This window comes from Pseudomonas marginalis (assembly GCF_001645105.1).
In the GTDB taxonomy this organism is placed as follows: Bacteria; Pseudomonadota; Gammaproteobacteria; order Pseudomonadales; family Pseudomonadaceae; genus Aquipseudomonas; species Aquipseudomonas petroselini.
In genome coordinates, this window is the sequence record NZ_LKEG01000043.1 from 175,172 (window position 1) to 201,462 (window position 26,291).

Here is a 26,291-nt window from a genome sequence, read left to right on the forward strand (position 1 = left end):
AAAAAAACCACCGAAGTGGGTTTTTTGTGTCGATCAGCTCAGCCTCCGCTTACAGCTCGGAGAAGCACTCTTCAATGATCGCCAGGCCCTTGTCCAACTGCTCGTCCGGCGAAGTCAGCGGGACCAGTACGCGCAACACGTTGCCGTAGGTGCCGCAGGACAGCAGGATCAGACCCTTGTCACGCGCCTTGGCCACCACGGAGGCAACGGCAGCGGCGTTCGGCTTGTGGCTGTCGCCATCTTCAAACAGTTCGACCGCGATCATCGCGCCCAATGCACGCACTTCGCCGATCACCGGGTATTTGGCCTGGATAGCTTTAAGGCCAGTCACCAGGCGTTCACCGACAGCTTTGCAGCGGTCCAGCAGGTGCTCTTCTTCGAATACTTCCATCACCGCCAGCGCAGCGGCGCAAGCAATCGGGCTACCGGCATAGGTACCGCCGAGGCCGCCGGGTGCAATGGCGTCCATGTATTCGGCTTTGCCGCACACACCGGCCAGCGGGAAGCCACCGGCGATGGATTTGGCGAAGGTGGTCAGGTCGGCGGCAACGCCCATCTGTTCCATGGCGAAGAACGTACCGGTACGGCCGGCACCGGTTTGCACTTCGTCGGCGATCAGCAGGATGCCGTGCTTGTCGCACAGCTCGCGCAGGCGCTTCATGAAGGATTTTGGCGCGACGTAGAAGCCGCCTTCGCCCTGTACCGGCTCGATGATGATGGCAGCGATATCACGCGGCTCGGCATCGTTTTTGAAGATGCGTTCGATGCTGGCGATGGCGTCATCGTCGCTGACACCGTGCAATTCGTTCGGGAACAGCGCGCGGAATACGCCACCCGGCATCAGGCCCATGCCAGCCGAGTACGGCACGACTTTGCCGGTAAGGCCCAGTGTCATCATGGTGCGGCCGTGGTAGGCGCCGGTGAAGGCGATCACGCCGGCACGGCCAGTGGCGGCACGGGCGATTTTCACGGCGTTTTCGACGGCTTCGGAACCGGTGGTGACCAGCAGGGTTTTCTTGGCGAAATCACCTGGGACCTTGGCGTTGATTTTCTCGCACAATTCCACGTAGGGCTCGTAGGCCAGTACCTGGAAGCAGGTGTGGGTCAGCTTGTTCAGTTGCTCGGTCACGGCGGCAATGATTTTCGGGTGCACGTGGCCGGTGTTCAGCACGGCGATACCGCCGGCGAAGTCGATGAACTCGCGACCTTCAACGTCGGTCACGGTGGCGTTCTTCGCGGATTCAGCGAAGATCGGGTGAATTTGGCCAACACCGCGGGGTACAGCGGCTTCGCGGCGTTTCATCAGGGATGCGTTGGTCTTGCTCATAAAGTCCTCATTCGCCACTCATCGGGTGGCGTGGTCCAAGGAATACGTGGCGGGGAGGCAACTACGGCAGCATGCGATGATCGACTGCCACAGCTTTCCCGGCCACTACGAATAACGGTGTGAAACACGCAAAGGGTCAGCGCTCTCGTGCCCTCTGCGTTTACGGCAATGCCTTGCCGGGCGGTTTAGATACCCAGGCAGAGGTATTTGATTTCCAGGTAATCCTCGATCCCGTACTTGGAACCTTCACGGCCCAGGCCCGAGGCCTTGATGCCGCCGAACGGCGCGACTTCGTTGGAGATCAACCCGGTGTTGACGCCGACCATGCCGTATTCCAAGGCCTCAGCCACACGGAACACACGGCCCAGGTCGCGGGCATAGAAGTAGGAAGCCAGGCCGAACTCGGTGTCGTTGGACATCGCGATCACTTCAGCTTCATCTTTGAAACGGAACAGCGGCGCCAGTGGGCCGAAGGTTTCTTCCTTCGCGACGGCGGCGTTTTTCGGCACGTCGACCAGGATAGTCGGCTCGAAGAAGTTGCCTTCCATCACCTTGCCACCGGCCAACAGCTTGGCGCCTTTGCTCAGGGCATCGGCGATGTGTTCCTGGACCTTGGCCACAGCTTTTTCGTCGATCAGCGGGCCCGTGGTGGTGCCTTCTTCCAGACCGTTGCCGATCTTCAACTTGGCCACCGCCACTTTGAGTTTTTCCGCGAACGCGTCGTACACCGAATCCTGAATGTACAGGCGGTTGGCACAGACGCAGGTCTGGCCGTTATTACGGTACTTGGAGATGATCGCGCCTTCGACGGCCTTATCCAGGTCGGCGTCGTCGAACACGATGAACGGCGCGTTGCCGCCCAGTTCCAGGGAGACTTTCTTGATGTCCTTGGCGCATTCGGCCATGAGCTGGCGACCGATTTCGGTCGAGCCGGTGAAGGACAATTTGCGCACGATCGGGTTGCTGGTCAGCTCGCCACCGATGTCGCCGGCGCTGCCGGTCACCACACTCAGCACGCCTTTCGGGATGCCAGCACGGTGTGCCAGTTCAACCAGGGCCAGGGCTGAGAACGGGGTTTGAGAAGCAGGCTTGATCACCATGGTGCACCCGGCGGCCAGGGCCGGGCCGGCTTTACGGGTGATCATCGCGGCCGGGAAGTTCCACGGGGTGATCGCAGCGGTCACACCGATCGGCTGCTTGATCACGATCAAGCGCTTGTCCGGCTGGTGGCCAGGAATCACGTCACCGTAGATGCGCTTGGCTTCTTCGGCGAACCACTCGATGAAGGACGCGGCATAGACGATCTCGCCCTTGGCTTCGGCCAGCGGCTTGCCTTGCTCAAGAGTCATCAGGCGACCGAGGTCTTCCTGGTTTTCGATCAGCAGCTCAAACCAACGGCGCAGCTTATTGGCGCGCTCCTTGGCGGTCAGTGCCCGCCAGGCCGGCAGGGCCTTATCGGCAGCTTCAATGGCACGGCGGGTTTCAGCGGCACCCATCTTCGGCACGGTGCCGAGAATCTCACCGGTGGCAGGGTTGTTGACCTTGATGGTCTGACCATTGTCCGCATCGACCCAAGCGCCATCGATAAAGGCTTGCTGGCGGAACAACTGGGAATCTTTGAGCTGCATGTCGGCTTTCCTTAACAGCACCGCGCGCACGCGGAGCGAATTAGAGTTGTTGAAAGGCGCCTTGTGGGCTGCCGTCAGGGAAATCAGCCCCAGCGCGCGCGGGAAGTGAAAGAGCGCACGGGAGACAGAGCGTTTGAAATCTCAAACGAATCCTAGGATCAATGGGGGTACAGGGCAATAGTCTGTTCGAAAAAAAGAACGAAAACGGCACATTTATCCGGTTTTTCTGATCAGCGTATTTCTGCCAGGTTTCACTGCAATGATCGGCGCCTCCCGACTTAGGGCCTTATGCGGCAGATTCCTACGCTTGAAGGCCCAAAGACCAGCATGGACGCCCAAGGTCGACATGGGTATGATGTCGCCCGCACAAGCATCCGTAGCTCAGCTGGATAGAGTACTGCCCTCCGAAGGCAGGGGTCGTGGGTTCGAATCCCGCCGGGTGCACCATCTTCTTTCCCTTGTATTACAAGGGGATAGCGCTCCTGACAGAAACCTGTCCTAGTCCTGAAAGTCGTTTTTGCCACAAATTTGCCACACTCAAAAGTGGCGGGAATGGTCGAAATGGCAACAATCAGGAATCGCGGCGAGTATCAGTGGGAAGCGCAAATACGCCGTAAGGGCTACCCAGCCCAGCGCAAAACCTTCGAAACCAAAGCCGATGCTCAAGCCTGGGCACGCATGATCGAAAGCGAAATCGACCGGGGTATTTTTGTCTCTCGCGTCGAGGCTGAACGCACCGCCTTTCATCAACTTATTGATCGTTATATCTCGGAGATTGCTCCGAAGCACAAAGGCGCATATTCGGAAATCAAACGTCTGGAAGCGCTTAAGCGTCATCCATTGGCAACACGTATCGTTGCAACCCTCACCTCTTCAGATTTTGCCCGCTACCGTGACGAGCGCTTGAAAATCCGCAAGGGTAATACGGTGAAGCGTGAGCTGGCTTTGTTTCAATGCGTGATCGAGGTCGCTCGACGTGAGTGGGGAATTCATATGGCAGAGAATCCCGTCAGGATGGTCAGCCGTCCCAGCTACAACGACGAGCGCTCGCGACGCCTTGACCCAATTGAAGAGCAATACATGCTCAGCGCACTAGAGCTTCGTGAGCGCCGAGCGGATGGCACCTACGCCGATGCATCACACAATCCATGGATACGGCCCATCGTCCAATTGGCGATTGAGACAGCGATGCGCCGTGGCGAGATTTTCGAGCTGCGCTGGAGGCATGTGAATCTGGATCGTAGAACCGCGCACCTGCCCGCAACCAAAAACGGCCTGCCCAGAACCGTCCCGCTTTCGCCGAAGGCTATTCAGTTGCTGAAGGACTTGCCGCGTTCGCTGTGCGGGCGAGTCTTCCCCACCACCGCTGATGCGCTCAAGAAGGCCTTTGTACGAGGTCTGGAGCGAGCCAGGCTGAAATACTTGGGAGATTGTGGGATGGCGCAGGTAACACCTCAGGAAGACTTCCTGGTCAATCTGCGCTTTCACGATCTGCGGCATGAGGCGACCTGTCGGCTTGCGACCAAGCTACCGAATCTGATCGAGCTTGCGAGCGTGACGGGGCATCGGGAGGTGAACATGCTGAAGCGATATTACAACATCACGGCCGAAGAGCTGGCTGCCAAGTTGGCTTGATCAGTCGAACTCAAAACCGAACTCAATAGCCATTTCTTTGAACTGGCTATTGGTTTGAGCTCGACTAACGGTAGCAGCACTCCGCTCAAGCTCTTTGGTTCTGTAAGCCGCATTAAACGCACTGATCAAATCTGCTTTCGTGAACGTAAAATTTGTAATTTGCCTCCGGGTCTTTTCCTTCAAACCGCGCACTGCAACTTGCGCAGCCTCTCTGCGGAATGATTCCATGATCAAAAACGCAAAAACGTAATCCTGGATCCAGCCTTCGGAAAGAGCCCAAATCAATATCCTTTGATACGTCGGCCAAGCCATATGTGTTTGACCGCTAACGTATCGCCGCACAGTCCTTCCGTTTTCCGTGCCTATGATGCTTATCAGTTGATCTTCTAGCGAAATTTTTGACATTCTCGACGTACGTAATACGAGCCCGACTAGGTATTGAATCCTGTCCGCAGGCACCCGAACCAAGAAGTTTTTACGGCCCGACTCGCTATGATTCGTGATTTCAATCGCCATAAAATCCAGGGCTTCATCAGGCGGCACGTCGGGTAAAAGTAGTTGGGGTTGAGTGCTTACTCTCATAAAGTGATATCCCTCTGCCAAAAAGCTGTCCTAGAAGTGAAACGCTTGGTTAGCGAAAACTGGAGTCACTCCAGAGCAATCGAGCGGAACCAAGATGACAGTAGATTACGAAACCATCCTGAAAATCCAGAAGCTTGGAGATGACGTTCTCATTGGTGTCGCGGAGGTAGCAGCGCTAACCGGCTTCAGCTTGCTGACAGTGCGCCAACGAAAACTGCCCGGGCTTGATCCTGTTCCTGGCCTTTCGCGGTTGAGATGGAGGCTGGGTGACTTGAGGCAGTGGATGCGTCACGGGTCGGCGGCGACATCTATATCAGGCTCCCCTCCCACTCAAATAACCGATCGGCGCACGGTCGGACGCCCGACCAAAAAGGCTCAGGTGGAGGGGCGAAAATGAGTAATTTGGAGATATCGGTTGATACCAGTGATCGACAAGGCCCAGAGGATCAACTGAAGTCTAATACCCATTGGTTCCACATTTTCCAGGCCATGGTGGATCACGAGCTCGCAAAGCTTGGGCCAGATGCCTTTGCAGTCTACTGCGTCATCAAATCCCACTGTGATCTCAGAACAGGTTTATCAATTCCCTCAGTCCAGACCATCGCGAGGAAAGCGGGAATCAGTGAGCGTCAGGTAATGCGTAAGATCAAATCGCTTGAGGACCAAGGCTATATCTGCAAGTCACGCTCTCGAAAGTACAACCAGTATCAGCTGACGGAAAAAATAGTGATTAGCGACTCCCAAGGCAGGCATCGTGGTCACGCGCAATGGGAGTATCGACCCACACAGATCAAAAGCGCAGTGGAAGAGCTAAAGCGCATGCTGCTCAGCAAGGAAACTCAAGGCCACAGCATTCATATCGAACACCTACAAATCATCGAGAACCAGACCAACATAGGCTTCCAAATCAACCAAGCCGATCTGGACCATTTGGCTGAGAGTAATCCAGACATCTACAACAAGCTGCTATCCATCCGAAGCGCAATACATGAGCGCAACCGAATGAAAGAGTGAGTTATACACAGGACTGACAGTCACCTGACTGGGTGGCATGCAAGGCATCGTTTTGGCTGACTGTGTGGCATGTAAAACACGGTTTGAGGTGACACATGGTCACCCATACAAGAAGAGAAAAAACCATAAGGCACGGAACGCCTGAAAACGAGATGTCGGTAGCTGGTGCGCGTACCGTCGGCACGCGATCTCACTGTCAAAAACTCAGCCCCACCAGTAGACGGTTATGCCTAAGCGTAACAAATGCCCAGCTAGAGAATTTCCAGCTGGAAGGAGCGAAGCAATGATATTCAGCCCGCCGGCACCATTGTATCAATTGGCCAACCAATGTTGGATTGTTGCAGCAGGCCTGCGTAGAGGATCAGAAGCACGCGAAGGACCTCAAAAAAGGACGACTGACGAGTACCTGAGAATGGCTGCGATCTTGATAAGACGGTCGTTCGACGCACCCGGCGGATTATCAGAAGTACTACAAGCCACGGAGTGTCGTAGCACCTTCTACAAGCGGCTAGCGGCCGTTCAATATGCTCTACTCCAACATCATGAAATGCTAATGACCCGCCTGACTGAGACAACGGATGCAACCCAATCCGAGCGTTTGATGCGCCAATTGACATTGCATTTGAGGCAGTTGGAGAAGTTAAGCGAAACACGGGACACTGGCTTCATTTCTCCGAGACGTAAGCGAAGCAGTAAACGCCAAGCTCTACGGGGGTTACCATCCTGTTGGCGGTATGACCTGTATCAGCGTGCCAGCCATGGCAAATATGCCTTACCAATACTTGTCGCCGCATTGACAGGCTGCCGCCCCGCGGAGCTCGGTTACGGAATAGCCGTATGCAGAGAGGCTCATCCAACAACCGGTGAAGAGTTTATTGCGTTTTGTATTCGGGGTGCCAAGGTAAAAGCCGGGCAAGGACAGCCGGGGCGCATCATTAAATACAGCGTGGATGATCCTCACCCCCTCATCCGAGAAATATGCAATTTCGCGTACTCCAGTGAAGAGGTACCGGTGCAAGAAGTCAAAATTGACAGCGCAGTGAATTTTACCGTCGAGGTACGACGCTTAGCCAAAGACCTATGGCCACAGCACAAGCAGCCCATCACTGCGTACTGTTTTCGGCATCAGTGGGCGGCTGATATGAAGGCTTTCAGTGATGGAGATAGCGTTAGCCGTGGGTTAGGTCATGTGTCAGCTAAGACTCGGCGTACTTATGGGACAGCCGCCCAAGGCAGCGCAGATGGCTTAACACCTTTGGAGGTTGTAGCAACGAACCCGGTTCGACAATTTGCGGTGGATCCTTGGGCTCAGTCAGCCCCTATGTCAATTGAACTATGGTGAGTTACATAGAGGAGGGTAGTAATACGAGCGACGAGGTTAAATACCATTTTCGATGCGGCGTTCCACCTCGCTAACAAATCGTGATGCGCGTCCCTGGGTGTAGACCATATGGATCTCGACTTCAGCACGTGTAAGCCCTACGTAGAAAACGCGGCGTGCTTCGGCGACTTCCTGATCAGTGCTGCCGTCACGGGGTAGCCTTCCGACGTCGGCCCCAAACATGAATACCACGGGAAACTCTCGGCCCTTTGCGCTATGGAGAGAAGAAAGATTCAAGCTATCTCTGCCCTCACTTTGACCAGCTAAGCTCGCGAGACACATGTCATGACTGTCCCCTTCAGGCGAGAGCCGCCTGATGAAATCAGCCAATATGGTTAACTCATCAGCCAGATCTGAGCATTCTGCGCCGAGGGGATCTAGAAGTCGGTCGCGGAAATCAGTCAGCCATTCCAGTAGCGGCAGCGCCCCCTCTCGCGAGGCCCATAGCTTCGTGATCAATCCACGATGGAACTCAGCTGCCTGGGTGTCAGATTGAATTGCATTGGAGAACAAACGTTTCCCTTCACTGGTCAACCGTGAAAAAAGTGGGGATCCGGTCTGCCACCCTCCGCAACACCATATGGCGCATTGTTCCAGCCAGTGCATTAATCTACTGGAGCGCGAATACAGAGCGTTGGTATCAGTACGAATGAATGGCAAGCCAGCTTGCTGGATCGCGGGAACCAATGTGTTGCCCAACCATGCAGCTGGGTACAAGATCGCGACATCTCCAAGCCGAAGGTCCGGATGGCGAACAAGAGCCTGAGGCAAGAGCTCATTGATAAGTACAGATGCCTGCTCCTCATATCGCCCTCGCAAGGGATGAAAAAACACCTCACCAGCAGGCGCGCCCGCCACTGCATCATAGTCTCGCGCTTCGTCGAGTAAAGCCCCAGACGCTGCCACAATTCGAGTCGCACAACGGTAATTCAAGCGCAGTCGTACCGTCTCCACGCCATGACGTTCCGAGAGTAGTCGTAATAGATCCGGTCGAGCACCGTTGAAGCCATAAATAGATTGATCAGGATCACCTACCGCGAATAATCGCATCCCAGTGGAGAAGCACAAGCCAAGGACCATTCGGTGTAAAGCGCTGCCTAAGTCCTGGTATTCATCAACAATGAGGACCGGAAATTTTGCCAACAGGGCGCTCCGAAGCCACTCGTTCTCACGAAGCGCCCTCAGAGCCAGCAGGGGCATATCCTCATAGTCGATCAAACTCATACGCCGGAGCCGTCCTTCATAGAGTTCGGCCAAGCGCGCAAGCTCAGGGTTAACGTCCAGCCACTCCGGTCGACTCCGATCCAAAATCGACCGTCTATAGCTGTTCATTCGTGCCTCCCACTCCCTCAATGGCTCCGGATTTTCGCCCATGTCGCCGAGAGCAGCTCGCAATGCCTGGCCCCGCTCGCTTTTGGTCGCGACACGGAAGTTATCTGGTAATCCGAGTCTGGCAACCCGAGCGTACGGAAGGATTATTTGAGTAAGGGAGAAGGAGTGGACCGTTCCGATGAATATTCGGCGGCTTGGCTCAACGCCAAGATCACTCAACCGGCTTTCTAATTCCCGAGCGCACTCGTTATTAAATGTGATGCAGGCAACTCCACGGGGCTCTGCAATATCTTCTGCAAGTAATCGCGCCATCTTGATGGTAAGGGTCTTTGTCTTGCCACTGCCAGGCCCTGCGAGGACGACGCAATGCCCAAGAGACTCGTAAGCCGCCCACTGACCTGCATTTGCACGCAGGCTTTGCGCAGCGATAAGGTATGAAGTTTTATCTGACACTTCGCACCACAAACTCAATGGCTGACTGTATGTAACGAGGGGGCTCTAGGCCGGCAACACGAGAGGCTAGCCGCTGAGCGAACCTGCCTTTGCCTACCGTTTCTATGAGCTTGAGGTAGTTCCCGATATCGAGAGTATCTGGGTCATCCTCCCAGCCATCTACCCAGGCAGTTCGCTCCTCACTCAAATTTTCATCGCGCAATGTGGCGAGAACAGGAGCTATGAAATCACCGTCCTTAAAGAGGTCGACTTCTAACGTGTCCACATTCGTGAACACTCCGTACCCATAACACCGGGTTTCAAAATCGCCGAAGCTCAAAGCCCTGAGTGCAGCAATAATCCTTCTAGGCTCTCGACCGCTCCGTATACGCAAGATGGTTCGAACCAACTCCAATGCACGATTGAACCCAAGTGGCTGCGCGGCTGCACGCGGATCCCAGTCCGTCATCACTGAGAATGGTATTTCCAGAGCAGTCAAAAACTTCACATAGGGTTGAAAGTTAGTGCCCGACACAGAGCAGATCGTGATGCCAAGATGATCAAGGTCGTAGCCAAGCGACTTCGCGAAAACGGGTAGCAAGAATTTCTCTGCATCGCCTTCTACGAGAATGATTCCCCGCGCAAACAGCATTTCCGCGCGTGTCACATCCAGGTATCGGGCCAGGTCTTTTTCGTCTTTGTCAGTCAGCCTCAATTCAGCCGAGGATCGTCCTACCGTACCTTCATGACGGGTCTCACGCAGCAGCATGAGCGAGCGCAAGGGGGCGACGCTCGCAATGTGGGGGGAATGTGTCGTCAGAAGGATTGACAGTCGCTCATCTCCTGCGCCGCCAAACTCTTCGAATAGGTGTCGATAAACGGATCGTTGAAGGTGGGGATGAAGATGAGCTTCGGGCTCTTCAATACCAAGGAGTGTGTGATCTCGTCGGTTTTCATTCATCAACTGCTGCAGTTCGAGCGTTTTCAGACTCAGAAACACGACGTTTGCGGAGCCGAGGCTCGCCTCGCTGATCGTTCGCAAACCACCATCGATCAACAGTTTCACGTTGCGATAAAGGCGAGTGATGTCGATGGTACTGAAGCCTAAGCGGGGCTCAATATCCTGATTGGGCCCACTCATTGATGCGTACATGGCTCCGAGATTTTCTTCCAGCGTTCTCACGGGGTCGAACTGCGTAAGATCGTTGGTCGCTGCCCTGATCGCTTCCTGAACCTCACCGAGTTCGTCTCGACTGACCTCCGAAAAAGCTCGCTCAATGAGCGGGCGCAGCGGTGAACGCCGCCACATTGCCAGATCACCCTCCGCGTCTCGTAGTGCGGGCAGTGTATCCATGGTGATGCGGCGACGAAGGTCATGACCGAAGCGCTTTCTTTCAGCCTCGCCGCCAAAGCAGATGAACTCGTAATCCTCATCCGAGGCCGGGAACCGGCCAAGGTTTGGGATGGGCCGTAACTCGTAGGTGAGTCGAACCGTGTCAGGGTCATCATCCAGACGATAGTCTGTCAGCATCGCGAGCAGATCCATATCCTCTTCAAAACCTTGAATTTCAACGAGAATAGTGATCTTTTCATCTTCCAATGGCTCGCCTAAGCCATCCCAGAAGTCACCCTGTCCCAACTGGCGCGCACTATCCGGAAGACTAGGATCGAAGAGCAACCTCAGGGCATAGAGAAGGTTGCTTTTCCCCACACGGTTCTCGCCTACAACAACGATGTTACCGCTGAGAGGAACATCGAGATCTTTGAAATTTCGGAAGTTGCGTATCGCGACGCGTGTGAGTTGCATTTCCACATCCTTGATGGTGATGCCGTTGCAAAATTGGAGGATGCTGTCGAAACCTAGCCCTTGAAATATGCAAGCAGATTAATTTCGCTTACCTGCGAGCCCGGATCGACAAAGCATTAGTGACACAGCTAAGCGCAGAGTGACCTGTTTAAATTCGTTGCGCGTTCCAGCCGCTTTTGCAATGTCAGATAGGTCATCTAAAGCGGCCCTAATTTATTTCTGCTCGTTGGCGTGGTTTCAATGTGCCACTGTGCTAAAAATACGTCTATAGCCAATGCTGCTAATGGACACGCCAGGAGCTAGCGCCGGTAGCGAAAATAGGGAAGTTTCAATGCACCCCATCCTCCTCTGTTTACCCGATCTCCAATCCGTCCGTCTCAGCGGGTCAGCTCTGTAAGCCTATGGGCGCACAACAGGGTCGTTTCTTCAGAAAATCTTAGAGACATCTATGGATTACTCCTTCGATGCAGCCGTCAACATCCTTGGCAACAATAAGATATGTACGCCTAAAATTGAGACTTACATCAAGGCATAAAGCATTCCTCAGTTACCTAAAGATCTTCAGAACAGAGTATCCGAGTTACAGAAGAAGCATAAAAACATTGTTCATGAAGCAAAAATGAAAGGTTTGGAGGCGAGGAGAAATAGCAAATAGCTTCGAAATCGATCGAGAGATGCTGGTGAGCTTAGCCAGGGCGGCAACCTCTATGGCGATAGAGGTTGATGGCCCGGCAGGTTTGCTTTGAGTCATGCACGCCGCTTGAGATGGTTGCACAGGGATGTAAGCATTCCTGAAAAAATTGGGCTTTGAACAGTTTGGGTTAATATATTCGTTAGCGCATTTACATCCTGACATTAAGGGCTGTTACGTCCGCTTAAATATACACTGACAACATCGCCCTTAATGCTGGAGTTTGTAAGAAGGTTATAGCTCTATGCTTTGTATCTATTCCAGAGTTATGGACAAGAGCCCGCATTCGCATATCGACACAAAGCTGAGATAAGCCAAAAAAAGCTACATAGTGCCGCCACCATCTGACCAGAATATTCACACACTAATGCCATCATCTATACCACCATGTAGCCATGGAGCGACAGTACTACTTCCACATTTCAGACACCATAATTACACACTGTAGACTTGATTTACCTTGGACGCAGCCCCTTGATTTCGTGTCCCCATCAAAACTCGCACATTCTTTGTGCTGGCTCAGCCAAGCACAAAGAATGTGGCCGCTGAGACTGATTTCGATAGAAATTAGTCTCAGCGGCCTTGGGGACAACTTATCATTTCAATGCGTCCAACCTGCGTTGAACTGGAACCCAATGAAGCCATGTGCCGGATTGCCGCCCAGAGCGGTGTTGGCTACAGCCTCTGAAGCTATAGTAGATAACCCGAAACGACCAATTCCTGATGTCACTCCAAGATCGTTCCTATGCTGATCGAGCTTATGAGCCCTTTTCGATAGCGTAGCGGGGTACCAATTATTTCGATGCAGGTGAGGGAAGTTACAATACTAATTAATGACGTGATTCCAGTCGATGGAATGCATATAAATCCGCGTAGCTGCCCTTCACTTGCAGACATCGATCCTATGCCATTAGGCCGACTCGCTGATTGCCTCAACTCATAATCAGACATCAGATCCAGAGTGACTTCCGGATATTTGAAGTGCTCAGGTATGCAGACCCTCCCCTTGAGGGTAAGGGTAGAAAACTCGTCAAAATATCCGGCCTTCTTCCATTCATCCTGAGAGGGAACCAGGCTGAACGACCACCCAAACTCCCAGCCTGTAATCTGAATTTGATAGAACGTGTACAGGGTTTCACTTTTGGACCGACAACGGCGCTTCGAGCGTATGGATCGAGATGGGGTCGTCATGGCTACTCTCCTTCGCTGATTAGAGGAGACTAGCGCTGAAAACGCTCGTTCACTTTGCCGCTGGAGGGTCCAGCAATGCCCCTGGCGTGACCGCTAATGCCTCCGCAAGCTTGTAGATGTTCAACAACGCGATATTCCGCTGACCACGCTCCACACCTCCGAGATAGCTACGTGCTAAGCCACTCTCCAGCGCAAGCCGCTCTTGAGACCAGCCTTTCGCCTTCCTGACCTCAATTAGCCTCAAGCCAAAAACGGTTCGTGGGTCAATCGCCATTATTCTCTCCCGTAAAGGAGAGAATGCTATGAGTACCCCCACTATCGGGCCACGCCCTATGAGTTCACGCTCTATAAGTGACAATTCAGCAATGATAATCTAGGATGTCTCCTATGAGTGACATTGGAGACAGATATGAAGAGTGCTTTGAAAACAGCCGGAACCAGTTTCGCTAGCATTATCGCTATTCCTGCGGCTGGGTTATCGGGGCTCGCGACCGTAGGGTCCTTGTTGGGAATGCTACTTTCGACCGAAAACCGGACAATCGACGTATTTCAATTTTTCCTGGTTAGCCTTTTCATTTTCTGCCTCGCTATATGGCACTTGGTACGGCAGCAGAGACGAGCAAAAGCACTCGTCTCATCTGTTAACCAAAAAGAAGATCTTAGCCTTGATGATACTCAGCTGCTCGGCTATCCAAGCCCGACGTTTATAGTCTTTGACCGCTCCACCCAGAAACTCGCTCAATGCCAAAGTGCATCAGGCGACTATAGAATCCGAGACTTCTCGTGGGTATTAAGCTGGCGGTGTGAATGGCGAGAGGTTGAGAGGATGGAGATGGGCGGCAGTGCTCGGGTAGTCAATGCGACAGGCATCAGCGTTCCAACTTTCGAACGCACGCGTCTATTCAAAGACTTCGCACTAGTTTTGACGGTTGCTGATGCAAACCATCCTACCCTACGCTTTCCTATGAGTCAGCGCGCAGCACAGGAGTGGTGTACCCGGTGCCATGTGCTTTTTAATGAATAAACATGATGCCTCTGAGCAGCAGAGAACTACCGTGATAACACTCATGGTCGCTAACGAGGTGCCGTTTCGGACACCTAGCTCAGTAAGGAGGTCCTTTGTTAGAACGAATACAGTATGCGTGGCGCTTCGATCCGGAGGCACGAAACTTTCACCAAGTTGCCCCCCTGATGGTCAGAAACGATCCTGGCGGCTACTACATCATTCGGGACGGATATGGAGATTTGTGGGTACATGACCCTTGGGGTCGTGAGTGTCACGCAAACTTTAATTTTGTAGAGGTGCTCGGAATGAAATTTGGTAGAGGGCAATTCGATCCAGAAAAGATTGATGATCAACGTACTAGTAGAGAGCCGCCAATCCGGACGTTGTTTACCCTTTCACACGAGGAAGTAGACGAATTACGTGCAGAAATGAAGCGAGATGGCGCATATATGCGTGAATGTTTGCGCAAATTCAATGAATTGAAATTTGGCAACGACAGCTAATCGCGAACAGCCCGCTAGGACATTTCCGACCATCAGCATTATGGGCGATGGTGTGCTCTTATTTTCGATATATCTCTCAAATGGATAGTAATTAGCCTGCAAGAATGGCAACTAGCCTGATTTAATAAAATGCCACGGATGAATGCAGCCCCATACGCTAAACCGAACACATATGGGGCTATTATTTATAAGTGTGGTCCGAGGAATCTGTCACCATTGAAATGAATCATATGGGTAGGAGCGTCGGCCACCCATACCTCCGTCTCCCAAGCCAAGACTGATAGGTACTTGACCATAGTCTTACGATCTGGAAACGCGCTGACATATACTAAACCGGCTGTGGATTCCGAGAATAGCTTTGCGAGCTCACTGTGGCGTTTTCCATCCACAGGGCCATGCGAAGTCACAGACTCAATGAGTAAAAGCCAATTGCGCTCAGGCCAGTAGAGAACCACGTCCGGTAGCTTTCCTTTCCGGTCTACCACTACACCTAGCTCTGCAAGACGGGTCTTATCAAAAAAATCCTCTTTAGCTCCGGTATCACCCAAATAAATAACCTCCGCGCCAGGAGCGAATCTGGGTCCAAACTCAGTAACAATGTCGTGAATCAATTGACTGTGTGCACCAGGACTCAATTTGATTTCAGTTTTCCCATTGAGTGTCAGTGGAATCAACTCCATTTCTCTACCCATAGCATACTGAGAGATAAGCGTGGTTGACTCTTTAAGCCAGCTATCTAAGTTTGATTTCCACTCTTGCGTACCATACGTTACTAATACATGGAGCAATTCTAATGCTATTTGGTAGCACGCGCTGGGTGAGTTTACAGGACGATCAGGCTTATCCGGATTGTACAAGCATAAGCCTGCATCAACGAATTGATGCAGCGTCTGGCGACGGAACGTCTCGCGTGTGTTTGGCGCATACTCTTTACCATAACGATCCTTAACCCAGGTCATGATTGGCGTAACGCCCAGGAGTGGGCGCTTCAATTCAGACCAAGAACCATTAGGCTCCAGATCAATCAGCGCTAACAAAGTTAGTGCAGTTCGTTCGTTTTGCTGTGCTCTGGGTAGACCGAGAGCAACCAAAATACCTAGAGCCTCATCTATTTTTTGCTGAGCTCGTAGCGGGTTATTGTCTTCTCCGGTCATTCGAAAAATCTCTTCATCAATGAAATGGTCAATTTCGGCTTGGTTTAGAACCCTCTCGCCCACGCGAGCACCCAATCTATGTAGTGAGTCCAAGGACGGATAGTTGAGGTTTCTCAAGTCAGTTGCATTAACTTGTGTATGACCGCCGAAATTTCTATAGTACTTATCTAGAAGCGTGCTATTCAAATAAACAAACAACCCACGCGCCATTACAGCGCTTAGTCCAGATTTAGCAATATGAAAAACGTTAAGACCGTTATCTAAACCAATTAGCTCACCAGGGAGACTACTTTCATACAATGTCGCAACGATCCTTCGCTTCTCTTCTTTAGAACTAAAACGTCTTACGAACACAAATGATCCCTGGTGAGACCATAACGTTTTTTTGGTAGCGGGAGTGACCTCAATAGCGTTAGGTTTTTTTCCTACTTTTGGCCAGTTTACACTCAGCCCAAGATGCCCAGGATTTATAAGTGGCACAGAACTCGGACTAATCACATCTCTTAAATCATCCTTGGCTCGAAAACTTACAACTGGCCCAGTCGAAACACTTACACCCAGGTCTTTTAATGAGGAAGGAAACGCTGATAATTTCTGTATGACCGCTAAGTCTCTATCGTTAGCGGCTATATGAAAAAATTTCTCTTTGTCGTTTGGATATACGATGCTGCCAAAGTCCACGGTTCGGGTCGTCATGTCCGATGCCGTGATCGTCCCCGACTCTTCATCCAAATGAAAGTCCGAGGTCGGGCTCGATGTAATAACAACGCTGCCTTGTGTTTCACCTTTTACTAGATGAATGATGATGTTTTCTTGTAGAACCTCATCTTCCGCGAAAGCCGTGTTTCTGCTATCAAATATATGGATATGATTGATTGAGCTAGTCTCGGTAATTAACTCACGAAAAGCTTGGTAGTAAGGCCCATTGCAAAAAGACCTTGGGATAATTGCAACCAACTCCCCACCAGGAACTAGCTTCTTCAAAGCTAACGAAACAAACCCTGAATAAAGGTTAACAGTTTCAATCCCAGCTAAACTTAAAAGCTTACGGTGATCGCTTGTAGCTAATATTTTTTTGTATGGCGGATTCATGAGTACGTGAGTGTACTTTTCCGAGGTTTGAAACAACCCGCCCGAAAAAGCATCCTCAATAAAATCTGAGCCATGTAGTACGAGCTCAGCAGATATACATCTTTGACTTAGAGCGTTCTGGCATAAATCCAGGCTTTTTTGCAAATAAGGATGAATAATAGGATCTATTTCAAATGCACTTACCGAAATACTTTCGACGCTTGATCTTTTTATAGTTTCGTCAGCGAATGCCGCTGTAAGTGCTCCGGGACCAGCCCCAGGATCTAGTAATCTTACATTGCCTTGTATATTTTTAAAGATACTGGCCATGTACAACGCAATTGATCTTGGCGTAAAAAACTGACCGAGCGAGCCTTTGGTTTTTTGGTCAAGCTTTGAGTTAGCTTCCGATCTATACTTTTCTACTTCTGTCAAAATGCTCAATTTGATGCTCACGAATTTCGAACTCATGATATATTTTATCAGTTTTCATCATAAGACGCATCATGCTTGCAATAACAGCTTAAGGATTCAATCCCAGGAGCACGCCAACCATCTAAACTCAAGACATTATTATTCTATTTTTTATATCGTTCAATATGTCCTCAAGAGGCGTTTTCTTTTCAATCTTGAGACCTTCAAGCGCAGAGATCAAATCCTCATCTGTTAAAGGTATTATTAAGCCGTGGCCATTTTTGAATGAGTCCCTGCATCTTTCAACGAACAAATTCTTTTTAGATATTTCCCTACAAGTTATAACCCCAAACATACCCCGATTAATCGTCAACCTCCCAATCATCTGATCGAGCTCAGGATTCTGTATGTCCTTAGAATAATTCTTACACTCGACAATGACGTATGGACATGGGATTTTATGAATCATGTGGAGATTATAAAAAAAACCTTCCTTTGCTGAATTCTCGAAGTAGATATCTATTCTTTTCCTACCCTGATTTATTTCAGCCTCTAGTACAGGTGAGGATACATTCGGATAAAGCAACATTTCCAGCACACCAACTATAGTTTTGTGATATTCAGTTGCAGCTACCGCACCTTGCTGGATGGCTTTGAGTCTAGCTATCAAATGATCAACTACGAGATTCAGGTTTAACTCCGAATCAATTGAGTCAGAGGTTAAAGGTCTCACCTGTTCCGCTTGCTGATCTCTGAATGACTGGAATACTAAAGGATGCTTCTCGGTAAATTCAAATAACCACTCTTTACTAAATTCCTTGACAACGTTCGCTTTCAAGCTCTTCTTAGAAACAAAAGGTGTGCCATCTTTTCGATGCTCTACCCATAGACTACCTGACCTTATATGCTCATGCTGAAGATACTCTAGTACATGTTTGTTGTAGTAGTTTTCAGGCGCGTAAGCTTTACTATAAGAAACTATACCTTTAGGCGTCAGAAGGATTTTTTTACCTTCGACTAGTAATGTCTGCTCATGAGAAAAAGTCCATTTCTTTCGGGAAATATCCCAAATAGGCCCAGCAGACACACCTGGAGTCAAAGCAATCCCATGCAGGTTGCACTGAGATTGCGTGTAAGCGATGAGACTCCCTCTTATAAGGTTGGTAGTCATATCAGATACTTTATCTTTCCCGATGCCTGGAATGAACAATCTGAAGTCTTCTAAATCTGTGATTTTCCCGGACTTTATCGCCTTGCTACCCATTATACTTTCAAATAGTTTTCTTGCGTCTTCACTTCCAATACCATTACCTCGCGGCTTACCAGACGAGAGCCCCAGACAAGTTTCATTCGGCTCATGAAGATGCGAAAAAAGCTCAAAAGCATCGTCATCCTTTCCTTGACGAACAAGATCTAAAAAATGTGAAAAAAAAGATCTCACAGAGCTAGCTGCTTTCGTTGACCAGCGATCTGGCCTCAATCCTAATAAATATGGATCAACAAATAATCGAGTATCAGCGTCGGTGTCAATATCGACAAAGTCGAGCTCAAATTGAGTTTTCGAAAGTTTGAAGCGCTTTGATAATTTCATAAATCCTTTAATCCACTAATAAAACGCTTAACGATTCTAGAGAATTCATTGATTACTGAATAATCTTAAGAACCATATTTTACAGATTTGTTTCTTGGCGTATTCCTAAGCTTTGGATGAAATCTACGATGTTCCGCGAACGAAATTTTCGGTATCCATGATGTTCATAAGAGAAAGTTGATTTTTTTTCCCAACCTCTGAACTCTAGCCTAATAAAGGCTTTTTGCAATCACGGAGAGGAAATCCACCGATTTTAGATGGTGAATGGTGTTGGCTGTAAACCGGCGGTGTCCCTAATCTATGTGAGCGGCTATCAGAAACGGCGACGCCTCTATCCCTTTTGTCAGATAGCTGCCGACACCGCCCCATCCCCAGCCGATTCGCAGGGCTCTAATGCTAGCAGCCACTACGTGCCGGCTACTTGGCTGAATGGGAATATCGTCATACCGCTGAATGACGGCCTTCGGGTAAACGACGATCAGACTCCTACAGGGAAGGTTGCCAGTATTGGAGCCGGCGCCGAATTGACCCCGTTGCCGAGATATCAATGACCCGGGCAGACTCCCCGAGAACCACTACTTTTACTGGATTTGTGTTGACTTGAGGGTGGGTTAATCGCACGTCAGCACGTGGGTCAATTCAGCGTTGGCGTTAACAGTTTTTACACAGCCTCGGGCAAAAGCGGACCGTTCAATTCACTTCTTGGCCTTCTCTCCTGAAACGCATGAAGGCAGAATGCTATAAAAAGGATGATCAAAGCTCAAAATGGATTTTCGCGCCCCAAGGCTCATCAGTACTTCCCGGCGCTATAAATAGCAATGCCAGGCCAAGAATGGTTCTGGACCTACCGATGTTTAAGAGTAACGATCTATGTTAGGTGAAAAGCACAGGGAAATCGCTAACTGGCTTGTTGATAATTGGAGCACAGACAACCGCCGAATTTGCGTCATTGAAGGTTTCTCTGGCGTCGGCAAATCTGAGGTTGCATCGGAGGTAGAGCGAAGGATCTCAATTGGGGCACGTATCGACGCGCCCGAGTCGGGCGAAATTGACGATCTTATGCTCGATTTGTCACAACAATTAGCCGTTCAGGGCCACTTGGAACTCGCGAATGCCATAGATAGTGGTACGTCGACGGAATTGGCGTTCGAGCAAGTACTGCTCAAACCGGTGCATATTGTTATCGACGAATTCCAAAGAATGGTTGACATGGCCACGGGCACTCCATATTCCCGTATGGCCGCCCTCATTGAGCGCGTCTCCAAGCGCGCGGCACCAGGCCGTCTGCTGTTATTGAGCCACCACGCTTTGGACAAGACACGTCGTTGGGGCGAACGAGTTGAGTTTAAAACTCTGACAGGACTATCACCCGAAGAAGGGGCCGATCTACTAGGTCAGTTGCTAGCAAGCCGCGGTCGCGAAGCGGACATTCCCTCTTCGCGGCGTCCTGAGGTTTCACGATGGTTAGGGGGCAATCCGCGTGCAATTCGTGTCCTTGTGGGATGCCTTGAACAGGAAGCGCTAGACGACCTCACGGGAGTCTTACCCGAGGCTTGGGAGGCGCGCGATCAAGAAGTCTCGCAAGGTTTGATTTCCAAGCTTGAACGCGAGCTGCTTGTACGTGCGCTGGAAAACCTGGATGGCGCTTGCGCATCAACACTCGAAAAACTTTCGGTGTATAGGAAGGCAGTGACGGTGGACGGTATCATGCGGGTTTTGAGCCCCGCGCTTGCATTGGACTACTTCCTCGCGGAGCTCAGCTCTCGATTTTTACTTGAACAGCATGCCGGATGGTATTCGCTGAACCCCATTGTGCGGGAAATCTCACGGCACCGACTTAAGCAAAACTCACGCGAGACCCTGGTTGCTCACCGTGCTGCCGCCGGTAACTACACACGCCATTTTGCAGCCAAAAAAATTGTCAACGCCGCCGGCAAGCTAGGCGGCGCATTCGTAGAGGCTAGATATCATCTTGTTCAGGCAGATGACCTGGCGGAGCTTTCAGACATCGCGCGGCGCTTTGGTGTTCACCTCTGCTCGGTTTATAGATGGAACACGCCGGAGGCCCAAGGTGAGACCCAGCGCGATGAAATCATCAGCGTACTATCGGCGTACCTTGAGTACGAAGGTCCGAATGCGATGGAGTACCACTTAGCGCGCCTGCTTTATACTAGGAACCGTCCTGGAGATTATCAGCGTGCTCTTGAACATGTGCGTCGTAGCACGGGACCCCACGCTTGGGCGGCCGCTTGGGTATTGCGTTTGCGTCTTGAGGCTGAAGTAGCTGACATCGAATTAATGCTGCAGGCGGCGCAACAAGGTTTCGAGATGGTTCCCGCTGAAGCCAACCTATTCGCTATTTACCAAATCGCAGCAGATTTGTTGACCGAGGCAGGCCGGGTCCCTGAAGCCATCGATCTACTTGAGGAAGGTATTTCTAAGATTTCACCGAGCAAGGGCCTCTACTCCCTTTATCTCGCTGAAGCGGATTTACTGGTTTCCACAGGCGAAGCTGGTGACGCTATTCTGTTGTTACGGCAGGCCCTGATTAAAATTCCGGTGGAATACAACCTCTACGCAATTTACGTTCGGGTGTCGCAGATACTCGTAACAGAAGAGCGCACGGTCGAGGCCATTGACTTACTCAGAGACGCTACAGTTCGGATTCCAACGAACAAGGGTCTGTTCGCGATCTACTTATCATTGGCGGAAGCACTTTCTGCTCAAGGGGAAAAAAGTGAGGCCATCCGAGCACTGGAAGAGGGCGTCCAAAAAGTCACAACAGGCCATGATCGAACTTCCGTACAAACTGCTTTGAAGCGTCTCATTGAAGCACCTTCTCCCTCTGAGGAAATTGCAAAATTAGACAACGAGCGCCCTAGTTCAGAATCTTCTCTGGATAAGCGTTTCAACGACAGCACACCTGCTGGCCGCTGTCTCCACATACTCACGCTAGGAACGGAGTGGGAGTCACGGCACGGTGGCCTATCGACATTCAACCGTGAACTGAGCATTGCACTTGCCGCGGCTGGGCATCAAGTCGTATGCATAGTTCCCGAATCAACTGTAAAGGAGCGCAACGCTGCGGAGGCGGCCGGTGTGCACTTAGTCAGCCCCTCGCCTGAGTTCGGCCTCGAAGGTTCGGAGAAGTTGCTACTAAATACCCAGCTGCCAGAGAATTTTCATCCCGTGCTAATTATTGGGCATGATCGCAAGACCGGTCCGCACGCCAATGTGCTGACCCAGCGATATAAAAACACAAAGTTTGTCTTGTTTATCCACACTCGCCCAGAGGATATCGAATGGCATAAGGACAAGCTTGGGCCGGACGATACTGCGACGACAGCTGAAGCCAGAAGGCATCTGCTAAAGCAGCTTGCTGGCAGTGCAGCCCTTGTTGTGGGTGTTGGGCCGAAGCTCACAAAGAGCGCCGAGACGCTTGTTTACTTAGCGGATCCGCAGCCTATCGTGCATCAGCTGAATCCGGGGTTTAGTGTGAGCTCGCGCCCGGCCCGCCTGCCACCCGAGATCCAGTGCCTGTTACTAGGACGCGCTGAGGATTGGACGCTCAAAGGTTTAGACATTGCCGCAAAGGCACTTGGCGAGGTTAACCGGCGTAATAGGATCGAGTCTGCCCCACGCTTAGTAGTCCGGGGCGCGCCGATTGGTACCGGTCAGGATTTAAGAGTGCGCCTCATTGAGTTCGCAGGGGGTAAGCTGGACGTCGAGGTGCGTGACTATTCGCCAAATCTAGCTCTTCTGCAGCAAGATATCTTGATGTCTTCGCTTGTTTTGATGCCATCCCGAAGTGAGGGGTTTGGGCTGGTTGCGCTGGAGGCCATCGCCGCAAATACACCCGTGCTTGTAAGCGATCGCAGCGGCCTTGCAACACTACTGAAGGAGTTACTAGGTAAGGAAGCCCACAGTATGATTGTTGAAACTCGCGATGATCTTTTGTGGTCGGCGCAGGAGTGGGAGCGTGCCATTGAGGCTGTGCTCATCGATAGAAATGCAGCATTCTCGCGAGCGAAGGCATTGCGAGTAAAACTCAACGACACCTTTGACTGGCAGGACGCAATACGGCAGCTCGAAAAAGTGTGGACGCCACTGCTTGCGGATCTCTAGGTGATTTTTTCTGTCCTTGAGGACACGGTCGCTAGTAGCTTTACAAAAACTGACGCTCAGCAGCAGCCTCCGCATCGGGTTGTGGATTCAACGGGTGGATGCGAAATAGCTGAATTCTGTATAAGCAGAAGGAATGTTGCATCGACCGGTTGAGCCCACAATCGCTTCGTGCCTTTTCAAATGACCGGTTTTGGCCGCTTACTGCCCTTCATTACTGACTACTTTTTTGGGTGAGCTCAGTCGATTAGGTGTGTGGAGAGGCTTAGCTACTGATCGGAATGCCACAAATTTGCCACACTCGCCTCGCTAACCGGGGCGAAAACCCACTAACCCCAGCTACTACAACCCTTTGATTTCCTGGCTAATCCGCGCTAACGTATTGATTCTAAACGTCGACTTTTAGGACTCCGAAGGCAGGGGTCGTGGGTTCGAATCCCGCCGGGTGCACCAGATATGACGAGAAAGCCCCAGGTCGAAAGGCCTGGGGCTTTTTTGTGGGCGACATTCAATGTTTCTGCAATGCCTCCAACCGCGCCGGCAAGTCTTCCTCAGGAAAGCGCTCGTGCAACGCCAACAGCTTCTCATCCGCCGCTCTGGTTTCCCCAGCCTCACGAAGCCTCACGATCTCCCGCAACCCCTCCTCCAACACTGGCACCGCCACCGGCGCACGCTTGCTGAGTTTGGCGGGCGACTCATCCGCCATCGAGCCCATGACTTGCGCGCTCTCGGCCTTGGGGGCGACGGCCAGTCGGGCCACGGGCGCAGGGGCGGACATCGGGGGCGGAGCAGGACGCGCGGCTTCCTCATGAAGGGCGGAGAAGGTCGCCGTGGAGATGTCGGGGTGCGGCACGGGCTCGCGTAGGACCACGCCGATCATCAGCGCTAAGCCTGCGACGGTGGCGAACGCCATCTGCCAGCGTGGCCGTTGGCAGGCTTGCAGCCAGCGTTGCCACAGGCTCGGCTGCGGCGCCGGGGCTTCGCGGCGGGCGGTGGCGAGGATGAAGGCGTCGAGGGACGCGGGCGGCTCGCCGGTGCTGTGTTGACGCATGTGCTGGAGCAGCACGTCGTCAGGGTCCGGGGTGTGTCGGGGGTCGGTCATGCGGGTATCTCCTCGGCCAGCAGGCGACGCAGTTTCTGCTGGGCGTAACGCAGGCGGCTTTTGACGGTTTCCAGCGGGGCGCCGGTGAGGGCGGCGATTTGCGGCACGTCGAGGTCGCCGTGCAGGCGCAGCAGGAAAACTTCGCGCTGGTCTTCGGGCAGGTCTTGCAGCGCGGCGTCGAGACGGGCCTGGTCGCGGCTCAGGCTCAGTTGCTGCTCGGGGCCGGCGCTGTCGTCGGCCTGGGCGTGCAGTTGCTCGTCGTAGCTGTCGTGCAGGGGGTTGTGGATGCCGTGCTTGCGCCAGTGGTCGATCAGGCGGTTGCGGGCAATCTGGAACAGCCATGTGCGAAAGCTCGCCCGGCCTTGTGGCTGGGTGGCGCTGCGGATCAAGCTGAGCCAGGTTTCCTGGTAGATTTCCTCGGCCAGTTCGGCCTTGTTGCTCAGGGACACGAGGAATCGGTACAGGCCCTGGCGATGGCGCGCGTACAAGGCTTCGAACGCGGCGCTGTCGCCGGTTCGGTAGCGGGCCAGCAGCGCTTCGTCGCTGGGTGGATCGTCTGGAACGGCCATGTAATGGGCGAACTCCTTTTGTAAATGTGGGAGGGGGCAAGCCCCCTCCCACATTTCGACCAGTGTTGCATTCAAGATCAGTGTTTGAGGCTTTGGGCCAATTCCACCAGTTGCACGAACTCATTACGCAGGCCGAACGGGTCATTGCCTCGGGCCGAGCGAGCCAGGGCGGCAGTGTCCTGCAGGCTCATGCTGCCAGTGTAGCGGCCATCGCCCTTGAGCTGTTGTGCAAAGGCTGCCACTGCCGCCGCGAAGCGCAGGTCGTCGCTCGCTTGGGTGGATTTATTGCGGATGGGGCGCTCGATCAACTGACTGTCACCCCCCGCCGCCGACTTGTAGCGCACGCGCAGCATCGCCAGCTCACCCGATTTATCCTCAGCTGCAGGCGCAGCAGCGTAGCGCAAAGGCTCCGACCAGCCCTTCTCGCCCTTGGGCACAATTTCATACAACGCAGTGACCGTATGCCCTGCGCCAATTTCACCGGCGTCGACTTTGTCGTTATTGAAATCCTCACGTTTCAAGGCGCGGTTTTCATAGCCCAGCAGGCGGTATTCTTTGACCTGCGCCGGGTTGAATTCCACCTGCAACTTCACATCGCGCGCCACCACCGCCAGGGTCGAGCTGAGTTGGTCCACCAGCACTTTGCGCGCTTCGCGCAGGTTGTCGATGTAGGCGTAATTGCCGTCGCCAGCGTCGGCCAGTTGTTCCATCAGGTGTTCGTTGTAGTTATCCACACCGAAACCCAGGGTGGTGAGGGACACGCCGCTTTTGCGCTGCTCTACCGCCATCTGTTTGAGGCTGTCGAAATCACTGATGCCCACGTTGAAGTCACCGTCGGTCGCCAGCAGGATGCGGTTGATGCCGTTGTCGATAAAGCCTTCGCGGGCCATCTGGTAGGCCAGTTCGATGCCGGAAGCGCCCGCCGTGGAGCCGCCTGCGGTGAGTTTGTCAATGGCGTTGCGGATCTTCACCTTGTCTCGACCGGAAGTCGGTTCGAGCACTACCCGGGACTCACCGGCATAGACCACCAGCGAAACACGGTCCTGCTCACGCAACTGATCCACCAGCAATTTCAGCGTGCTTTTCACCAGCGGCAAGCCTTCGCGACGGTCCATGGAGCCGGACACGTCCACTAGGAACACCAGGTTGGCCGGCGCCAACTCCGCCACGGGGCGGTCGGACGCCTTGATGCCGATGCGCAGCAGTTGGGTGCGCGGGTTCCACGGTGTGGCGGCCACTTCGGTGGTCACGCCAAAGGGCGAGCCGTCGGTGGGCAACGCGTAGTGGTAGGGGAAATAGTTGACCATTTCCTCGAGTCGCACAGCGCCTTCGGGCGGCAGGCTGCCGTGGTTGAGGAAGCGTCTGACGTTGGCGTAGCTGCCCGTGTCGACATCAACACTGAAGGTTGAAACCGGCGTTTCGGCCACGCGATGCACCGGGTTGTCCGGCAGGTTGGCGTATTGCTCGCGGGGTTCGCTGCGGTAGTCCATCGCCGCTGATTCCTGCATGCGCATTGGGGCGGGCATTGCCATGCGTTTGACCAAGGCGCCCTGGACCGGCGCGCTTTGCAATTCGGCGACGGGCTCAGCCGGTTTGGCCAACTCAGGGGATGAGGACAGCCCACAACCGGCCAACGCCACCACCATGGTGACGGCAAAGCCTTGGGCGGCAGGACGCAGGAAAAACAGAGGGTGGGACATGGGCTGAACCTCGTGAATGAATGATCCGTTCACAAGGTC

At 52.6% G+C, this 26,291-nt stretch carries 16 protein-coding genes and 1 tRNA gene; 6 read left to right on the forward strand and 11 right to left on the reverse strand.

What is annotated here, in order from left to right:
- Positions 1 to 49: 49 nt before the first annotated feature.
- Both gabT and gabD read right to left on the reverse strand, forming a co-directional pair.
- Positions 50 to 1,327: a 4-aminobutyrate--2-oxoglutarate transaminase gene (gene gabT, locus AO064_RS18000; RefSeq protein WP_012721619.1), complete on the reverse strand. Its 1,278-nt coding sequence runs from the start codon at positions 1,325 to 1,327 to the stop codon at positions 50 to 52.
- Between the two features lie 185 nt (positions 1,328 to 1,512).
- Positions 1,513 to 2,955 carry an NADP-dependent succinate-semialdehyde dehydrogenase gene (gabD, locus tag AO064_RS18005; protein WP_012721618.1) on the reverse strand — a complete coding sequence of 481 codons (1,443 nt, stop codon included), beginning with the start codon at positions 2,953 to 2,955 and terminating at the stop codon, positions 1,513 to 1,515.
- 370 nt (positions 2,956 to 3,325) lie between these two features.
- On the opposite strand from gabD, the gene AO064_RS18010 reads away from it, so the two are divergent.
- A tRNA-Arg gene (locus AO064_RS18010) sits at positions 3,326 to 3,402 on the forward strand.
- A 105-nt stretch (positions 3,403 to 3,507) separates the two neighbouring features.
- Positions 3,508 to 4,590, forward strand: coding sequence for a site-specific integrase (locus tag AO064_RS18015; RefSeq protein ID WP_244159532.1), 1,083 nt, complete (start codon positions 3,508 to 3,510; stop codon positions 4,588 to 4,590).
- Here the strand turns inward: AO064_RS18015 and AO064_RS18020 are convergent, their stop codons facing one another.
- Positions 4,591 to 5,172, reverse strand: a complete 582-nt coding sequence (locus AO064_RS18020) for a hypothetical protein (protein ID WP_064054184.1) — start codon at positions 5,170 to 5,172, stop codon at positions 4,591 to 4,593.
- Between the two features lie 393 nt (positions 5,173 to 5,565).
- On the opposite strand from AO064_RS18020, the gene AO064_RS18030 reads away from it, so the two are divergent.
- On the forward strand, positions 5,566 to 6,186 hold the full coding sequence (locus tag AO064_RS18030) for a helix-turn-helix domain-containing protein (RefSeq protein WP_064054186.1): 621 nt from the start codon (positions 5,566 to 5,568) through the stop codon (positions 6,184 to 6,186).
- 1,378 nt (positions 6,187 to 7,564) lie between these two features.
- Here AO064_RS18030 and AO064_RS18035 read toward each other — a convergent pair.
- From AO064_RS18035 to AO064_RS18050, 3 genes are all read right to left on the reverse strand, one after another.
- On the reverse strand, positions 7,565 to 9,352 hold the full coding sequence (locus tag AO064_RS18035; protein ID WP_082893953.1) for an ATP-dependent helicase: 1,788 nt from the start codon (positions 9,350 to 9,352) through the stop codon (positions 7,565 to 7,567).
- The gene (locus tag AO064_RS18040) at positions 9,342 to 11,138 is read right to left on the reverse strand and encodes an ATP-dependent nuclease (protein ID WP_064054188.1); all 1,797 of its coding nucleotides are present in this window, start codon (positions 11,136 to 11,138) and stop codon (positions 9,342 to 9,344) included. Before AO064_RS18040 ends, AO064_RS18035 begins: the two co-directional genes overlap by 11 nt.
- Before the next feature lie 1,931 nt (positions 11,139 to 13,069).
- Positions 13,070 to 13,294 (reverse strand): helix-turn-helix domain-containing protein, encoded by a 225-nt coding sequence (locus AO064_RS18050; protein ID WP_064054190.1) that lies wholly within the window; start codon positions 13,292 to 13,294, stop codon positions 13,070 to 13,072.
- A gap of 135 nt (positions 13,295 to 13,429) precedes the next feature.
- On the opposite strand from AO064_RS18050, the gene AO064_RS18055 reads away from it, so the two are divergent.
- Positions 13,430 to 14,044 (forward strand): hypothetical protein, encoded by a 615-nt coding sequence (locus AO064_RS18055; protein WP_064054191.1) that lies wholly within the window; start codon positions 13,430 to 13,432, stop codon positions 14,042 to 14,044.
- Between the two features lie 95 nt (positions 14,045 to 14,139).
- Positions 14,140 to 14,529 carry a hypothetical protein gene (locus AO064_RS18060; protein WP_064054192.1) on the forward strand — a complete coding sequence of 130 codons (390 nt, stop codon included), beginning with the start codon at positions 14,140 to 14,142 and terminating at the stop codon, positions 14,527 to 14,529.
- Positions 14,530 to 14,714: 185 nt separating this feature from the next.
- On the opposite strand, the gene AO064_RS18065 is transcribed toward AO064_RS18060, so the two are convergent.
- Both AO064_RS18065 and AO064_RS18070 read right to left on the reverse strand, forming a co-directional pair.
- Positions 14,715 to 17,210, reverse strand: a complete 2,496-nt coding sequence (locus AO064_RS18065) for a BsuBI/PstI family type II restriction endonuclease (protein ID WP_208602911.1) — start codon at positions 17,208 to 17,210, stop codon at positions 14,715 to 14,717.
- Positions 17,211 to 17,316: 106 nt separating this feature from the next.
- On the reverse strand, positions 17,317 to 18,759 hold the full coding sequence (locus AO064_RS18070) for a hypothetical protein (protein ID WP_064054194.1): 1,443 nt from the start codon (positions 18,757 to 18,759) through the stop codon (positions 17,317 to 17,319).
- A gap of 870 nt (positions 18,760 to 19,629) precedes the next feature.
- Between AO064_RS18070 and AO064_RS18075 the strand changes: the two genes are divergently transcribed.
- The gene (locus tag AO064_RS18075; RefSeq protein WP_064054195.1) at positions 19,630 to 22,884 is read left to right on the forward strand and encodes a glycosyltransferase; all 3,255 of its coding nucleotides are present in this window, start codon (positions 19,630 to 19,632) and stop codon (positions 22,882 to 22,884) included.
- Between the two features lie 505 nt (positions 22,885 to 23,389).
- Here the strand turns inward: AO064_RS18075 and AO064_RS18080 are convergent.
- The 3 genes from AO064_RS18080 to AO064_RS18090 all read right to left on the reverse strand — a co-directional run bounded on the left by AO064_RS18080 (position 23,390) and on the right by AO064_RS18090 (position 26,252).
- Complete coding sequence (locus AO064_RS18080) at positions 23,390 to 23,983, reverse strand: hypothetical protein (RefSeq protein ID WP_064054196.1); 594 nt, start codon at positions 23,981 to 23,983, stop codon at positions 23,390 to 23,392.
- Positions 23,980 to 24,552, reverse strand: coding sequence for an RNA polymerase sigma factor (locus AO064_RS18085; RefSeq protein ID WP_064054197.1), 573 nt, complete (start codon positions 24,550 to 24,552; stop codon positions 23,980 to 23,982). The genes AO064_RS18080 and AO064_RS18085 overlap by 4 nt, the downstream gene beginning before the upstream one ends.
- A gap of 77 nt (positions 24,553 to 24,629) precedes the next feature.
- Positions 24,630 to 26,252 carry a vWA domain-containing protein gene (locus AO064_RS18090; RefSeq protein ID WP_064054198.1) on the reverse strand — a complete coding sequence of 541 codons (1,623 nt, stop codon included), beginning with the start codon at positions 26,250 to 26,252 and terminating at the stop codon, positions 24,630 to 24,632.
- Positions 26,253 to 26,291: the final 39 nt, after the last annotated feature.

Coding starts and splice junctions, on each gene's coding strand:
- gabT (WP_012721619.1), bottom strand. CDS start 1,327: ATGAGCAAGACCAACGCATCCCTGATGAAACGCCGCGAAGCCGCTGTA.
- gabD (WP_012721618.1), bottom strand. CDS start 2,955: ATGCAGCTCAAAGATTCCCAGTTGTTCCGCCAGCAAGCCTTTATCGAT.
- AO064_RS18015 (WP_244159532.1), top strand. CDS start 3,508: ATGGTCGAAATGGCAACAATCAGGAATCGCGGCGAGTATCAGTGGGAA.
- AO064_RS18020 (WP_064054184.1), bottom strand. CDS start 5,172: ATGAGAGTAAGCACTCAACCCCAACTACTTTTACCCGACGTGCCGCCT.
- AO064_RS18030 (WP_064054186.1), top strand. CDS start 5,566: ATGAGTAATTTGGAGATATCGGTTGATACCAGTGATCGACAAGGCCCA.
- AO064_RS18040 (WP_064054188.1), bottom strand. CDS start 11,138: ATGCAACTCACACGCGTCGCGATACGCAACTTCCGAAATTTCAAAGAT.
- AO064_RS18050 (WP_064054190.1), bottom strand. CDS start 13,294: ATGGCGATTGACCCACGAACCGTTTTTGGCTTGAGGCTAATTGAGGTC.
- AO064_RS18055 (WP_064054191.1), top strand. CDS start 13,430: ATGAAGAGTGCTTTGAAAACAGCCGGAACCAGTTTCGCTAGCATTATC.
- AO064_RS18070 (WP_064054194.1), bottom strand. CDS start 18,759: ATGAAATTATCAAAGCGCTTCAAACTTTCGAAAACTCAATTTGAGCTC.
- AO064_RS18075 (WP_064054195.1), top strand. CDS start 19,630: ATGTTAGGTGAAAAGCACAGGGAAATCGCTAACTGGCTTGTTGATAAT.
- AO064_RS18080 (WP_064054196.1), bottom strand. CDS start 23,983: ATGACCGACCCCCGACACACCCCGGACCCTGACGACGTGCTGCTCCAG.
- AO064_RS18085 (WP_064054197.1), bottom strand. CDS start 24,552: ATGGCCGTTCCAGACGATCCACCCAGCGACGAAGCGCTGCTGGCCCGC.
- AO064_RS18090 (WP_064054198.1), bottom strand. CDS start 26,252: ATGTCCCACCCTCTGTTTTTCCTGCGTCCTGCCGCCCAAGGCTTTGCC.